The following is a 14,607-nucleotide window of genomic DNA, read 5'->3' on the forward strand; positions in this document are numbered from 1 at the left end:
CGTCATCTGATAATCCCTGCGAGCTCTTGGAGTTGGATCAATGCGCAACCTCGACAGCGATGCATTGGCAGCCTTCGTCGCTGTCGCAGAAACAGGCAGTTTTACCGCAGCCGCTGAGCGCCTCGGTCGAACCCAAGCCGCCGTCAGTATGGCAATCGGCAGGTGGGAAGAGCGTCTCGATCTGAGATTGTTCGATCGAGGCCACCGCCGGGTAACGCTAACTCCGATTGCTGAGCGCCTCCTAGGGTACGCACGTAGAATTCGCGCGATAGAAGACGAGGCCCTTGCGACGCTTCTTGGAGGCAGAAACGAAGGTCGGGTGCGGTTGGGCATGCCGGATGATTATCTGACTTTGTTCGGCACCGCCCTCATGCAACGCTTCGTTCCACAGCACCCGACGGTGAGTCTCGACCTTCAGTACGATTTTTCCCACCGTCTCGAATATATGGTGGAGAACCGAGAACTGGATCTAGCGATCATCACTCAGAACGAAGGAGATCCAAGGGGCGAGGTCATTCGGTTGGAAAAGCAAGTCTGGTGTTCCGCGCCAAATAGGCACCCAGAGGACGCCAGCTGCATCCAACTCGCTCTTTTCCCTGACGGGTGTAGAGCACGTCCGCAGATTTTATCTGCTCTCGAACAGACCGATCGGCGCTGGCGAATAGTTTATTCCTCCTCCGATATCGCCGGTATCCAGTTGGCGGTTGCCTCGGGAGACCTTTTGACGGTCCTGCCAGAAGCTGCGGTGCCGGTAGAGTGGCGCAAGTTAATGCCTGAGCATGGAATGCCGAACCTGCCACCATTGCGCCTAGCTATGGTTCTTCCACAACAACCACGCTTGCCAGTGAGACAACTCGCCACTTTCTTGAGAACGGAGTTTCAAAGCGCGGTGGTCGAATCGTTTCCCCATCAGATCTTGAAGCCACAAGCTTTGCCTCCCTGATGCTTTCGCAAGGCGGGAGGACTCAGCCTTCACGTGATGCTGGTCGACTGACCAGCCTGTGAGCGGTTGTACCACGTTCGGGGGGACTTGGCGTTTGGCTGCCCTTACGAGTGGTTTTTTGTCGCTCCTGATCGCTCTCTTCCAACTGCAGCCCAAGCCGGTCGCCGCTTAGCAGGCTGTTGAAAAAGTGGCTCGCAGCGAGGCTGTGAGCGTGATTCAGTGTCTCTGGAGAGATTCGGAGAACGAGGCATGCGCGGCGGAGACGACCGGTCTGGCGAACTGTTCAGTTATGTTGATCTCGAGGCTCGGGTGCGGCGCGATCATCCGTTGCGCCGCATTCGGGCGATTGTGAACGAGGCGCTTTCGGCGTTGGAGCGGGACTTCGCGGCGCTGTATTCGCCGATGGGGGGCCTTCGATCCCGCCGGAAAAGCTGCTGCGAGCGATGCTGCTACAGGCGTTCTATTCGATCCGCTCGGAGCGGCTGTTGATGGAGCGGCTGGAATACGACCTTCTATTCCGCTGGTTCGTCGGGATTGGCGTTGACGATGCGGCCTGGGATCATTCTGTGTTCTCCAAGAACCGCGACCGGCTGCTGGAGGGTGACATTGCCGCAAGTTCCTGAGCGCGGTGCTGGCGCAGCCCAAGGTGAAGAGGCTTCTGTCGACGGATCACTTCTCGGTCGATGGGACGCTGATCGAGGCCTGGGCGTCGATCAAGAGCGTCAAAGCGAAGGACGGCTCGGGCGAGCCGCCGGCTGAAGACAGCGGGCGCAACGCGGAAGCGGACTTCCATGGCCACAAGCGCTCGAACGACACACATGCCTCGACCACCGATCCGGATGCCCGGCTCTACCGCAAGGGCAAAGGCAAGGAGGCCAAGCTCTGCTTTATGGGACATGGCTTGATGGAGAACCGCCACGGCCTGCTGGTCGATGCTTGCCTGACACTGGCCGACGGGCATGCCGAGCGGGTGGCCGCACTGCACATGATCGAACCTCGCGCGGAACGGCCACAGGCGATCACGCTCGGTGCCGACAAGGCCTACGACACAGAAGACTTCGTCAATGAGCTGCGCTCGATGAGGGTGACGCCGCATGTAGCGCAGAACACCAGCGGCCGTAGTTCGGCCATCGACGGGCGCACGACGCGGCATGGCGGCTATGCCGTCAGCCAGCGCATCAGGAAGCGCATCGAAGAGGCATTCGGTTGGATCAAGGTCGTGGCCGGCCAGCACAAGACGAGGTTCCGCGGCCGCGACCGTGTCGGATGGGCCTTCACCTTCGCAGCCGCTGCCTAGAATCTGGTGCGACTGCCAAAGCTCATGGCGGAGACCGGCTGATGGCCAAGCTTCCCGGCTTCGTCAAGGCCTTTGCCGGCCGCTGGCGCATCGTCGAGATGGATGTTTGGGATAACGACTTCCTCGATCTCGTCGAGGAAGCGCATCTGACATTCAAAGGCTCGGCGGATGGCGAGATCGCCTTCGGCGCACTCAAGGGCTTCCTCGACGTCCGATATGGCACCCGCGATGGCTTAGCCTGCGCGGAGTTCTCGTGGGAGGGGCATGATGAGAACGACCCAGCCTCTGGCCGTGGCTGGGCTGTCTTTGGCACTGCAGGCCGCCTCGTCGGCCACTTCTACATCCACAACGCCGACGATTCAGGCTTCGTTTGCGAAAGAGCCTGACTTCTTCAACAGCCTGTTATTAGAGCCCGGATTGTTCACGGTCGACGAATGCCGGTGACGTCCGGACACTGCGGCCTGACAGTACATCAATCTCACATTGGACCCCTGAGTGCGCACAGGAAGCCGATGATTGGAAGCGAAAACGGCTCGTCAGGTATCACCGACGCTTATGCTGCTATAACAAATCTACGGTTTTCAGGTCTGCTTTCGCGGCTATTTTAGAGTTGCGGCGATAATAAGATCGCAAAGGGGAACCAATGTTCAAGACCACGACACCGTGCCAGATTCTCGCCTCGCTCATCGGGGGCTTCTTCTGCGTCTCGAGCTTGTGGGTGGCCCAAGCAAGTGCTGAAACGACATTGCGGCTTGCGCATGCTTCGTCTCCCGATAGTCTTATCAACAAGGCGATGGAGCAATTCGCAGCCGAAGTCACGGACGCCACACATGGGTCGGTGAAAGTTCAGACTTTCCCAAACGCGCAATTGGGTGACGAAGGCCCGATCGCCGATGGTGTCGGCGCGGGTTCTATCGACATCGGCCTTGGCGGAGCCGTCGATGCAATCGACCCGCGCTTGAACGTGCTTTCGCTGCCGTTCCTATTTCGCGATGCGGATAACGTCCACAAATTCCTTGACAGTGACCAGGGGCAGCAGGTGCAACGCCTTGGAGAAGGCCGAGGCTACCTTATGCTGGGCGTTTTGGATTCAGGGTTCCGACAGTTCGCCACCAGCAAGGCGATTGTGACGCCGGCTGATCTGGCCGGAATCAAGATCAGGACGCCTCCAAACCCAGTTATTCTGGCTACGATGAAAGGCATGGGCGCACTCGCGGAATCTATTCCTCTCGGTCAGGTCTACACGGCACTGCAGTCGCACGTCGTTGTAGCCGTCGAACCCGAGATGCGCGATTACTATGATTCCAAATGGTACGAGGTCGTGAAGAGCCTCTCGATCTCGAACTATATCTGGACCGCCAACTGGTGGTACATGAACAAGGACAAGTTCGACTCCCTTACCCCCGCCGAACAGGCCTCAGTGAAAAAATCCGCCTCCGATACGGTTGCCTGGTATCGCAGCGAGCTGACGGCAACCTACGCCGAAACGCAGAAGAAGCTCGAGGAGAAAGGCGTCAAGGTCACCACCGTGGATACGGCGCCCTTCGTCGTGCTCGTCAAACCCGTCTACGACAAGTTCTCCAATGAATGGGGCGCCGATCTGGTCTCCGCCGTCAAGCAAGCCGCGACCTCCAACTAAGGTGATCTCCATGGAGTCCGATACCTTGAGTCCCCCTCCGGCTGGGCGGGGGTGGCTGGTGCTCGCATTCGAGTTCGTCGGCGTGGCTGCGTTCGTCGTCATGTTCGGCTCGACGCTGCTCAGCGTCATCGCGCGCTATTTTGAATTTGGAGGCGTCGAGTGGTCCTTCGAGATCGCTGGCATTGCATTCATCTGGATCACCTTCATCGGAGTAATCAATGCCGAGCTGCGGGGTGAGAACGTCGCATTCGAAGCGCTGAACCACAGCGCTCCTGCTCGTCTGAGGGAATCTTCGACATCCTCGGTACGATCGCGCTGCTGGCAATCGGTGTTGCCTTCATGGTTAGTGGCTGGGCAGTCTGGCAACGGTCATGGGCGGTGCCGACTTCCGTGCTGCGGATGCCCACCGGCGTGATCACTATCACCGTCCTTATCCTGGGCGTATCCGCGATTTGCATCGCTGCCTCGCGTGTTCTGCGGGTTCTGGGCTTGCAGTTCTCGGCGGCCGGGGAAGGCGAAGCGCAATGACGGTCGCGATCCTCATCTTAAGCTTTTCGTTCCTGCTCCTAATCGGTGTCCCGATCGCCTGGTGCATGGGCATAGCCAGCCTCCTGACAATCTATTTCGGCAACCTTGGTTTGCCGTTCGAGTGGTTCGCCCAGCAAACCATCCGAGGTGCGGATGCCATTACGCTCGCCGCGATTCCGCTGTTTCTCTTTGCTGGCGAGTTGATGAACCGGGGTGGGTTGACTGCGCGGATCATGCGGATGGCGGAGCATATTTTCGGGCGCATCAGGGGAGGTCTGGGGTTGGTAAACGTCGCCACCGCCCTGGTCTATGGCGGGATAAGTGGGTCGGCCACCGCCGATACGGGCGCGGTCGGCGCAATCATGATCCCGGCAATGGCGGAGCGAGGCTATCCCAAAGCGTTCGCGGCGGCTGTGACCGCGGCGTCCGGCACGCTGGGCATCATTGGGCCGCAGAGCGTCATCCTTATCCTGTATGGCGTTCTGACGGGCACGTCGATCGGCGGCCTGCTTGTCGCAGCGCTAGTTCCGGGCGCCTTTATCGCGGCGACTTTCATGGTGACTTCCTACATCGTCGCGCGACGCAACAATTTCCCGCGTAACGATACACCCGCGTCCTGGGGAGAGATCGCCCGTGACGCCATTGGTGCATTGCCGGCACTGTTGATGCCGATGCTCGTGTTGGGGTCCATAATTGGCGGCATTGCCACGGCCACGGAGGCGTCTGCACTTGCAGTCGTCTACTCGTTCTTGGTCGGTATCCTGGTCTACCGGGAACTTCCGATCCGTTCGCTCTACTCCGCTGCGGCCGGCGCCGTCGCAACGACGGGCGTGATCATGATGATCATGGCTCTCGCCACACCATTCGGCTGGATTTTGACCGTGGAGCAAGTGCCGGCCAACGCCGCAGCGTGGATCACCGGCCTGCACACGTCGCCATTGATCACCATCATCCTGGTTTTGGGATTGCTGAAGGTCGTAGGCTTTTGGCTGGATCTCGGCCCCGCGCTGATCATCCTCGCGCCTATCCTCGTGCCAATCGCGCTCGCGGCGGGGCTCACGCCCTACCAGACCGGCATCGTGTTCACCATGACGCTGGGCATCGGCCTGTTCACGCCGCCGATCGGCACAAATATCTTCGTCGTGTGCAAGGTCGCGAAAATCGACATGTGGTCGGTTTCGGTCTGGCTGGTGCCGTATTGGATCGCGAGCGTTGTCTGTGTTGCGGTGCTGGTCGCGTTTCCTTCGCTCACCGAATGGCTTCCGCGCCTGTTTGGAGTTTAGGTCATGCAGCACCTGGTTGGCGGTATCTCAAGCGCGGGGCGAGTGGTACCCGATGTGAACGGGCGGCGTTTCCTCGTGTCAAAGGCAGTGGGTCCTTATGTCTGGGACGACCAGGGCCGGCGTTATGTCGACACCGCTTTGGGATTCGGAGCGACATTTCTGGGGCATTCGGATCCAGAGGTTTCGCAAGCGATTCACGAAGCGATCGATAGGGGCTCCATGCCGGCCTACGCCCATGCTCTCGAGGAGGAGGCAGCGGCCAGTCTGGCGTCTCATACCCGCAATCTCACTAAGGTGGTGTTCTTGAACTCGGGCAGTGAGGCCGTGCACCTCGCCTGCCGTACCGCAAAAGCGATCACGGGGCGCCGCAAGATCGTCAAGATGGCGGCAGGCTATGATGGCTGGTTCGACGATGTAGCGTTCGGCAATGCCGGATCGCGCGAGGCGACCATGGCGTCGAACGAAAGGCCGTCGAAGGGCGATACGTTGCTCCTGCGCTTCAACGACAAGGAAGATGCCGATCTCCTCTTCACGGAATGTACTGACATAGCCGCGATCATTCTCGAACCCATGATGGCGAACGCGGGGTGTATCCTCGCGGAAGCAGGCTACCTTCAATACGCAACTGCTCTCGCCAGACAGTATGGGGCTCTGGTCATCATGGACGAGGTCCTGATGGGGTTTCGGCTGCATCCGGGATTGGCAAGCCACTTGCTTGGTGTCGAACCCGATATGGCCACCGTTGGAAAGGCAATCGGAAACGGGGTCGCCGTCGCGGCGTTGCTTTTTTCGCCAGAAATCGCAGCTGCTTTCGACGAGCAGCGGGTCAACAGAGCCGGAACCTATAACGGCAATCCGCTAGCCTGCGCTGCGGTAAAAGCGGCTATGAGCGTCGTCGACACCGTGGACTATCCGTCCGTTCTGCAGGCCGGCAATCAATTGAGGGAGCGTGCCGTAAGCGCCTTCGCCGCTGAGGGCATATCCATCTGCACCAGCGGCTACGGGACGGTCTTCACAGTCTGGCGCGGAGACAAAGAGCCGACAAACTATCGCGAGGCCATGTCGATTTCGGACCCCGACTTCACATTGAACCTCCACCTGGAACTCAGGCGCAATGGCGTGATGTCAATGCACAGCACCTATGGCCGTCATTATGTATCGGCCAGGCATGACGAACATGCCTTGGCGCTATGGGCCGAGGCATACGCGGGCACAGCCAAACAGTTCGCCGCATAAAGGCAGCTAAGGCATTCCAATACCTGCATAGATTTGAAGAAATAAACCGGCACTGAAAATCGGCGGGTTTGCCCAAATGAAGACTTCGATAGCCACCGCATCCATCAGCGACGTAAGTAAAAAACTCAAGATCGTAGCCAAGACCGGCTTCAGAGCATCGCATATATTTGAGAATGACTTCCGATCTCCGACGAAGGCCTGCGTCAGGTGGGCGAGATGGTTCGCGATCAGGGACTTGCGGGGGTCCGATGTTTGATTTTTCCGGTGATATCCTGATCGAGGACGAATTCCTCCGCGACGGCTTGCAGAACGAGGCGCGGATGTTCTCGCTCGACGAAAAGCTGCGCTTTGTCGAGGCGCTGGAGTCGGCAGGGGTCCGGCGCATCCAGGTCGGCTCTTTTGTGCATCCGAAATGGGTGCCGCAGATGGCAGATACCGATGCGCTTTGCGAACGGATCAGCCGGAAGGCAGGCGTGACCTATACGGCCCTTGTGTTGAACAAAGCAGGACTCGAACGTGCGCTTGGTGTGGGGCTGACGCATCTGTCGATCTCGATTTCTGCCTCCGAGACGCATTCGCAGAAGAATACAAATCGAAGCGTAGACGAGGGCCGCGCGGCCATCGCACCGGTTATTGCAACGGCGCTGTCCGAAGGGGTGACGGTTCGGGCGGGGATCCAGTCGGCGCTCGGCTGCGGCTTCGAAGGATTGGTCGATCCAGCGCGGGTTATCGACATCGCGCGGGATTTCGCCCTATTGGGCGTACACGAGATCAACATCGCAGATACAGCGGGCTTGGCCAATCCGCGCCAGGTCTTCACGCTTTGCCGCCGCTTGGCCGAGGAGGTCGGCCCCGAGATCGCGCTGTCCTTGCATCTGCACGACACGCGGGGCCTCGGGATAGCCAATATGTTGGCAGGCATTGAAGCCGGGGGGCGGATCTTCGACGCCTCGCTTGGCGGTCTTGGTGGTTGCCCCTTCGTACCCAAGGCCACAGGCAACATCGCCACCGAGGACGCGGCGTTCGCCTGCGAGGAGATGGGTCTTTTGACCGGCATCGACTGGCAGGCCCTGCGCGCTCCTGTTGCGAAGGCCGAGGAACTGCTGGGCCGGATCCTTCCGGCCCGCATCAGCCATCTGCCTGCACCACCCTGGAAAACGGCAAAGGAAGACTAAGCTTGCCACACGCCTATTCCCTTTCCTACCTGACGGTTCCCGGATCCACTCCTGCGGAACAGACCCATCTCGCGGCCCGCGCGGGTTACGATTATGTCAGCTATCGCCTTTTCCCCCTTGGAGTACCGGGCGAGCCGGATATCGACCCAACCGCCCCGCAGATGATCCACGAAACCAAACGCGCTTTGGCTGAAACCGGGCTGAGATGCTTTGACATCGAACTGATGCGTGTGCTGCGAGGGCTGGAGCCGATAGAGTTTCTGCCAGCTTTCGAAGCGGGGGCGGATCTAGGTGCGCGGCATATCATCTGCTCAGCCTGGACAGATGTGCGCAACGACCGCAAGTTCATCGTCGAGACCTTCGCCGAAATCTGCGATCTGGCCGCACCGTTTGGCCTGACGGTGAACCTTGAATTTCCCGCCTTCTCGCGCCTGACCAATCTGGATGAGGTGATCGACATCCTCGAGCGTACGGGGCGGCGCAACCAAGGCATGCTGGTCGATACGCTCTACATGCATTTCAACAAGACGCCCCTTCTGGCGCTGGAGCGGGTACCGTTGGAATGGATCAATTTCCTTCACATCTGCGACGCCGAAGACCTTGCCTACACGCGTGAGGAGATGATCCACACGGCCCGCGACGCGCGCCTTTACCCCGGCGAGGGGGCGATCGACTTCTGGGCAGTGAACTACCTTTTTCCAGATTTGCCCCTTTCCATCGAACTGCCCCATGCCCGCCGCCTGGCGGAACTGGGCCCCGAACAGCACGCGAAGAACTGCCTCGAGGCCGCACGTGCGGTTTTCGACGTGGGGCCTTCAAAGGCCCACTAACCGGCCTGACGCCGGCCGCTCATATCAAGGAGACCCAGATGGCTCGTGACATTACCCCGGAGGAAATCGCGACAGCCGACGCGATGATCGCCCGCGCCCGCCAGGCGATGGACGAGATCAAGGATTACAATCAGGCGCAGGTGGACCGTCTGGCCCGTGCGCTTGGCTGGAACTGCGGCAACGAAAAAAGCTTCGTCCGGATCGCTCAGATGGGCGTGGATGAAAGCGGCATCGGCGACCGCGAGGGCCGCTCGGGAAAGCGGTTCAAGATCCTCGGCGTCCTGCGCGACGCGCTGCGCGGCAAGTCCGTCGGTGTGATCGAGGAAGATCCTGAAAGGGGCCTAACCAAGATCGCCAAGCCCGCTGGCGTCATCGCCAGTCTGATTCCCACCACAAACCCGGAGTTGACTCCGCCCGTAACCGGCATCTATGCGATCAAATGCAAGGACGCGGTGATATTCTCGCCCCATCCGCGCGCAAAACGCACCACATTCGAGATGGTGCGCGTGATGCGCGAGACGCTGCGGAAACTGGGTTGCCCACCAGACGTCTTCCAGTGCGTCGAGAACCCCTCGATCCCGATGACCGAATATCTGATGTCGCAATGCGACCTGACCATGGCCACGGGCGGCAAGCCGATGGTTCAGTCGGCATATTCCTCGGGGAAGCCGGCCTATGGCGTGGGTGCGGGCAATGCCACGATGGTCATCGACGAAGATGCCGATATCGCGGAAGCTGCGATGAACTCGCGCATTTCCAAGACCTCCGACTTCGGCTCGGGGTGCTCGGCCGATGGAAATGTGGTCATCCATGCCAAGGTCTATGACCAGATGAAATCGGCCCTGATCGCCGAGGGCGGCTATCTGTGTTCGCCCGAGGAAAAGGCGCTGTTGCAAAACGCGCTTTGGAAGGGAGACAGCGGCCGCCGGGTAGAGACGGTGGCCATAGCCGCCCAGCGGATTGCCGAATTCGCGGGCTTCACCGTTCCTGACGACCGCAAGTTCATTATCGTCGAGCAGGAAGAGATCGGGAAGGAACATCTTTTTTCGGGCGAAAAGCTTTGCGTCGTGATGGCGCTCTACAAGGCGGCGGATTTCGAAGACGCCATGGTGAAGGTCCGCGCAATTTACGAGGTGGGCGGCAAGGGCCATAGCTGCGGCATCTATTCCTTCAATGAGGATCATATCCTGCGCCATGCCATGAATGCACCCGTCAGCCGGGTCATGGTCCGCCAGCCGCAATCCAAGGCGAACGCGGGCAGTTTCGCCAACGGCATGCCGATGACCTCCAGCCTTGGCTGTGGCATTTGGGGCGGCAACATCACAAACGAGAACGTAAGCCTGAAGCACTACATGAACGTGACTTGGGTCGCCCGGCCCATCCCCGAAGATCGCCCCTCTGACGAAGAGCTGTTTGGCGAATTCTACAATACCGAGGTGATGTGATGGCCAAGGATATGCTTTCCCCCGAAAAGGACCTAGTGGCCAATCAGCTGGTCCGCTATCTGGAGGCCCGGGGCATCCGCCATGTCTTTGGCCTGTGCGGCCATACGAATATTGCGGTGTTGTCGGCCATGGCCAATTCCAGCCTCCGTTTCGTCAACGTGCGGCACGAACAGGTCGCGGCCCATGCCGCCGATGGCTATGCGCGCGTGACGGGGCGGGCCTCGGTGCTATTGACCCACTTGTCGCCCGGTCTGACCAATGCCACCACCGGTGTGGCCAATGCTGCGCTCGATGCCATCTCCATGGTCGTGATCGCGGGCGACGTTCCCAGCTATTATTACGGCAAGCATCCGCATCAGGAGGTAAACCTGCATGCAGATGCCAGCCAGTATGAAATCTACCGCCCCTTCGTGAAGCGGGCCTGGCGCGTGGATACGCCTGAGCTTCTGCCCGAAATCATTGAAAAGGCGTTTCTTCTGGCCGAAAGTGGCCAGCCCGGGCCGGTGCTGGTGAATGTGCCGATGGATTTCTTCTCGGCTGCGATCAAGGTGTCGTTGTGGGATCGAGTGAAGAGCGGCACGAAAACCATGACCCGCCCTTCGATAGACGATGAAACCGCGCGCGAGATCGTGACTCGGCTGACCGATGCAGCCTCGCCCATCATCCATGTCGGCGGCGGCGTGGCGCTGGCAGAGGCCTATGTTGAGCTAAAGGATTTTGTCGATCACATGCAAATTCCGGTCAGCCATTCCCTGATGGGTAAAGGCATGCTGCCCGACGATCACCCGCTGGTTCTGGGCATGACCGGCTTCTGGGGGATGAAGTTCACCAACGAACAGACCCTCGCGGCCGACTGGATCCTTGCGCTTGGCACCCGCTTCAAGGAGGCGGATTGTTCCAGTTGGTATCCCGAATACACCTTCAATATCGGGGCGGATGGATCGAAACTGATCCACATCGATATCGAACCGCAGGAGATCGGGCGAAACTACCCGACCGAGATCGGCGCAGTGGCAGATCTTAGAGCCGCGCTGAAGGTGCTTAACCGCGTCGCGCGCGAAATGCTGCCGGGCGGACGCAAGGCTTCAGGACTGGCCGAGCGCATCGCTGCCGAACGCGCGGCCTTTGTAGCGAAGAATACCGAAATGCAGTGCTCCGATGCCTTCCCGATGATGCCCGAACGTATCCTCGCCGATCTGCGTGACGCCATGCCGCGCGATGCGATCCTGACCTCAGACGTGGGGTGGAACAAGAACGGCGTGGCGCAGCAGTTCGACATTTACACCCCGGGCTCGATCCTCATTCCCGGCGGCTTTGCCACCATGGGCTTCGGCCCCCCGGCCGCGGTCGGGGCCAAGATTGCCGCGCCCGAGCGGGTGGTTATCAGCCTCGTTGGCGATGGCGGCTTTGGCCAAAACCCGTCCGTGCTTGCCACGGCGGTGGCCGAGAACGCGCCAGTGATCTGGATCATCATGAACAACAATGCCTATGGCACCATCGCCGGCTTGCAAATGGCCAGTTATGGCTTGACTTACGGCACGACCTTCCCGCGGGCGGCGAGCTTGGACGAGCAGATGCCGGATTATGCCGCCATTGCCCGCGCCTATGGCTGCGAGGGCGTCCGCATCACCTCGGCGGCGCAGTTCAAGCCCGTACTGGAGGCGGCTATCGCCTCGGGGCGACCCACCGTGATCGACGTTCCGATGATCAACAATCCCACCCCGACGTCAGGCCATTGGAACATCCTCGACATCTATTCGCCGGAAGGAAACGCCGGCCACGTCTCGACCTGACGGATCCTTTCCGTGTAGCGGCGGCAAACGCCGCTATGCATCTAAAAGGGGGCAACGCCATGAAAACCAGCATCTCCACCCTGTCGATCAATGGTGACTTTGCGGACAAGTTAGCCGCGGCCGCGTCGGCTGGGTTCAGCGGGATTGAGATCGGAGAGCAGGATTTTCTCAGCCACGGCGGCACCGCGGCCGAGATGGGAGGGATGGTCCGCGATCACGGCCTGACGATCGATCTGATCGTCCCCGTCGTGGATTTCGAGGGCATGCCCGAACCGCTGCGCCGCAAGGCATTCGACCGGATGGAGCGTCGTTTCGACATCATGGCAGACCTCGGCACCAACCTCATGTTAATCGGTTCCACCATCCATCCCGACGCCTTGGGTGGGGTAGACCGGATGGCTGCGGATTTCGCCCAACTGGCGGCGCGGGCGGCGGCTCGTGAGCTGCGCATCGGATACGAGGCACGGGCCTGGGGGCGCCACATCTCGGACTACCGCGACGCCTGGGAGGTCGTGCGCCGTGCCGCCCATCCGGCGGTCGGGTTAGTCCTCGACAGTTTCCATATCCTCGCGCGCGGGCTTTCGCCGGAAAGTATCCGCGCCATCCCTGGTGACCGAATCTTTCACGTTCAGCTCGCCGATGCGCCGAGGATTGCGATGGACCTCGACTACAAGTCGCATCACTTCCGCTGCCTGCCCGGGGAAGGCGACCTGCCTCTCGTTGACTTCCTGCGGGCAGTCGCTGCGACCGGTTATACCGGTTCCTGCAGCATTGAAACCCCGAACAACGGAAGCCGCGGCGGTGAAAGGGCTACCGCCCGCGATGCCCATCGCGCGCTGAGCTACATTGCTGATCAAGCCTGGCGAGCGGAATCTACGGGCTGGCTCGACCAAACAGCGATGCCCCCGCGTTCCCGCCTGGAAGGCGTCGAATTTGTCGAATTCACCGCCAGCCCGGACGAGACCCAAACCTTAGGCAAGCTGTTGCAACAGTTGGGGTTTGCCCGCGTGGCGCAGCATGTCTCGAAAGCCGTGTCGCTCTGGCGGCAAACGGGCATTAACATTGTCATCAATTCTGAACAGAAGGGCTATGCGCATTCCGCTTATGTCATGCACGGCACGAGTGTCTGCGACATTGGCCTGATGGTCGAGGACGCCACCGCTACTGCCGTGCGGGCAAGGGCCTTCGGCGCCAATGACTTCACCCAGGCCCGAGGTGCGGGCGAACTGGCCATCCCCGCTGTACGCGGGGTCGGCGGATCCGTGCTGCACTTCCTCGATCGCAAGTCCGAACTTTCTACAGTCTGGGAGACCGAATTCCGTTCCCTTCCGCCTGATCCGCAGGCCCGCCCCGTCGGCCTCCGTCGTATCGATCATGTGGCACAGGTGATGAAGCAGGAGGAACTTCTGACCTGGACCTTGCTCTACACGGCTGTTTTCGAGTTCGGGAAGGCCCCTGTGGTGAACGTCGCTGACCCGGGCGGGATCGTCGATTCCCGTGCGCTGCAAAGTGATGATGGGGCGGTCCGATTCACTTTGAACGGTGTGGACACCCACCGCACTTTCGCCGGTCGCTTCGTTTCGGACAGCTACGGGTCATCGGTGCAGCATCTGGCATTCTCCACCGACGACATTCTGGCGACGGCCGGACGTCTAGCCGGGAACGGCTTTGACAGCCTGCCCGTCCCGGACGGTTATTACGCCGAAATCGAAGCGGAATTCGACCTTGCATCAGAATTCGTAGCTCAACTGGCCGCCGCTAACCTCTTCTATGACGAAGACGGTCGCGGTGGCAGCTACCTGCAGCTTTATTCGTATCCATTCGGCGACGGATTTTTCTTCGAGGTCATCGAACGACGTGGGGGCTATGACGGCTATGGTGCTCGCAACGCGGCCTACCGGACGGCGGCTCAGAAGAGGTTCCTCAGCGGGCGGGAGTTCACGTCAATGAATAGTCGCGAAGATCCGCCAGGTGGCGGTTGGCCTGCTCTGGCAGGAGACGAATCCTTCAGTCAGGCTTTCATCAGCGGGGGTATTAGACGTTATGACCGTGGTCTGAGCGGCGGCCCGCCCTTAGTCTTTGCAGCTGTTAAGCGAACGAGGGTTGCTTCTCTGTTCGGCGTGTTGAAGTCAAGCGCTTTTCGAGCCTTCCGCTTCGCCGGCGTTGCGCATCTTTCGCGGGTCTTGCTTCTCTCCGGGATCGGCGCGCTCTGGCCCTACCCTTAATGGGCGATTCAGGAGAATGAGGTAGAACAATCTCCGAAGCGTCCTTGATCGTTGTGATGCGACCGGTACTGCAACCCTCGCGAACTCACCTCATTCATCGTCCCGCGAAGGACGCCCCTTTTCCACCGGCAGGTGGAACCTTATGGGTGATCCTTGTCACGCTGGCTCTGCGATCATGTTTCATCTCCGCGTCCGACTGCTGGCGACCATCTC

11 protein-coding genes and 1 pseudogene are annotated in these 14,607 nt (G+C 60.1%); all 12 read left to right on the forward strand.

What is annotated here, in order from left to right; translation table 11 throughout:
* The first annotated feature begins 40 nt into the window (after positions 1-40).
* Positions 41-943, forward strand: coding sequence for a LysR family transcriptional regulator (locus NLY44_RS27930; protein WP_023806804.1), 903 nt, complete (start codon positions 41-43; stop codon positions 941-943).
* A 249-nt stretch (positions 944-1,192) separates the two neighbouring features.
* Positions 1,193-2,240, forward strand: a pseudogene (locus NLY44_RS27935) (IS5 family transposase).
* 41 nt (positions 2,241-2,281) lie between these two features.
* Entirely contained in the window at positions 2,282-2,626 is a 345-nt protein-coding gene (locus NLY44_RS27940; protein ID WP_023806807.1) for a hypothetical protein, read from the forward strand.
* 257 nt (positions 2,627-2,883) lie between these two features.
* Positions 2,884-3,879 (forward strand): TRAP transporter substrate-binding protein, encoded by a 996-nt coding sequence (locus tag NLY44_RS27945; protein ID WP_023806808.1) that lies wholly within the window; start codon positions 2,884-2,886, stop codon positions 3,877-3,879.
* Between the two features lie 10 nt (positions 3,880-3,889).
* Entirely contained in the window at positions 3,890-4,294 is a 405-nt protein-coding gene (locus NLY44_RS27950; protein ID WP_286456091.1) for a TRAP transporter small permease, read from the forward strand.
* A gap of 109 nt (positions 4,295-4,403) precedes the next feature.
* A complete protein-coding gene (locus tag NLY44_RS27955) occupies positions 4,404-5,690 on the forward strand; it encodes a TRAP transporter large permease (RefSeq protein WP_023806810.1) in 1,287 nt (428 codons plus the stop codon).
* Positions 5,691-5,693: 3 nt separating this feature from the next.
* Positions 5,694-6,926, forward strand: a complete 1,233-nt coding sequence (locus NLY44_RS27960; RefSeq protein WP_023806811.1) for an aminotransferase class III-fold pyridoxal phosphate-dependent enzyme — start codon at positions 5,694-5,696, stop codon at positions 6,924-6,926.
* A 248-nt stretch (positions 6,927-7,174) separates the two neighbouring features.
* Positions 7,175-8,101, forward strand: a complete 927-nt coding sequence (locus tag NLY44_RS27965; RefSeq protein ID WP_023806813.1) for a hydroxymethylglutaryl-CoA lyase — start codon at positions 7,175-7,177, stop codon at positions 8,099-8,101.
* 2 nt (positions 8,102-8,103) lie between these two features.
* Complete coding sequence (locus tag NLY44_RS27970) at positions 8,104-8,931, forward strand: sugar phosphate isomerase/epimerase family protein (RefSeq protein ID WP_032905282.1); 828 nt, start codon at positions 8,104-8,106, stop codon at positions 8,929-8,931.
* 38 nt (positions 8,932-8,969) lie between these two features.
* The gene (locus NLY44_RS27975; RefSeq protein WP_031356258.1) at positions 8,970-10,376 is read left to right on the forward strand and encodes an aldehyde dehydrogenase family protein; all 1,407 of its coding nucleotides are present in this window, start codon (positions 8,970-8,972) and stop codon (positions 10,374-10,376) included.
* Positions 10,376-12,169 (forward strand): thiamine pyrophosphate-binding protein, encoded by a 1,794-nt coding sequence (locus NLY44_RS27980; protein ID WP_023806816.1) that lies wholly within the window; start codon positions 10,376-10,378, stop codon positions 12,167-12,169. Before NLY44_RS27975 ends, NLY44_RS27980 begins: the two co-directional genes overlap by 1 nt.
* 59 nt (positions 12,170-12,228) lie before the next feature.
* Positions 12,229-14,394: a bifunctional sugar phosphate isomerase/epimerase/4-hydroxyphenylpyruvate dioxygenase family protein gene (locus NLY44_RS27985; protein ID WP_084013087.1), complete on the forward strand. Its 2,166-nt coding sequence runs from the start codon at positions 12,229-12,231 to the stop codon at positions 14,392-14,394.
* The last annotated feature ends 213 nt before the right edge of the window (positions 14,395-14,607 follow it).

Origin of the sequence: Mesorhizobium sp. C089B (assembly GCF_030323125.1) — a bacterium.
Taxonomy (GTDB): Bacteria; Pseudomonadota; Alphaproteobacteria; order Rhizobiales; family Rhizobiaceae; genus Mesorhizobium.

Excerpts from the sequence above, each read along its gene's own strand:
- NLY44_RS27930 (WP_023806804.1), top strand. The coding sequence starts at position 41 with ATGCGCAACCTCGACAGCGATGCATTGGCAGCCTTCGTCGCTGTCGCA.
- NLY44_RS27940 (WP_023806807.1), top strand. The coding sequence starts at position 2,282 with ATGGCCAAGCTTCCCGGCTTCGTCAAGGCCTTTGCCGGCCGCTGGCGC.
- NLY44_RS27945 (WP_023806808.1), top strand. The coding sequence starts at position 2,884 with ATGTTCAAGACCACGACACCGTGCCAGATTCTCGCCTCGCTCATCGGG.
- NLY44_RS27950 (WP_286456091.1), top strand. The coding sequence starts at position 3,890 with ATGGAGTCCGATACCTTGAGTCCCCCTCCGGCTGGGCGGGGGTGGCTG.
- NLY44_RS27955 (WP_023806810.1), top strand. The coding sequence starts at position 4,404 with ATGACGGTCGCGATCCTCATCTTAAGCTTTTCGTTCCTGCTCCTAATC.
- NLY44_RS27960 (WP_023806811.1), top strand. The coding sequence starts at position 5,694 with ATGCAGCACCTGGTTGGCGGTATCTCAAGCGCGGGGCGAGTGGTACCC.
- NLY44_RS27965 (WP_023806813.1), top strand. The coding sequence starts at position 7,175 with ATGTTTGATTTTTCCGGTGATATCCTGATCGAGGACGAATTCCTCCGC.
- NLY44_RS27975 (WP_031356258.1), top strand. The coding sequence starts at position 8,970 with ATGGCTCGTGACATTACCCCGGAGGAAATCGCGACAGCCGACGCGATG.
- NLY44_RS27980 (WP_023806816.1), top strand. The coding sequence starts at position 10,376 with ATGGCCAAGGATATGCTTTCCCCCGAAAAGGACCTAGTGGCCAATCAG.
- NLY44_RS27985 (WP_084013087.1), top strand. The coding sequence starts at position 12,229 with ATGAAAACCAGCATCTCCACCCTGTCGATCAATGGTGACTTTGCGGAC.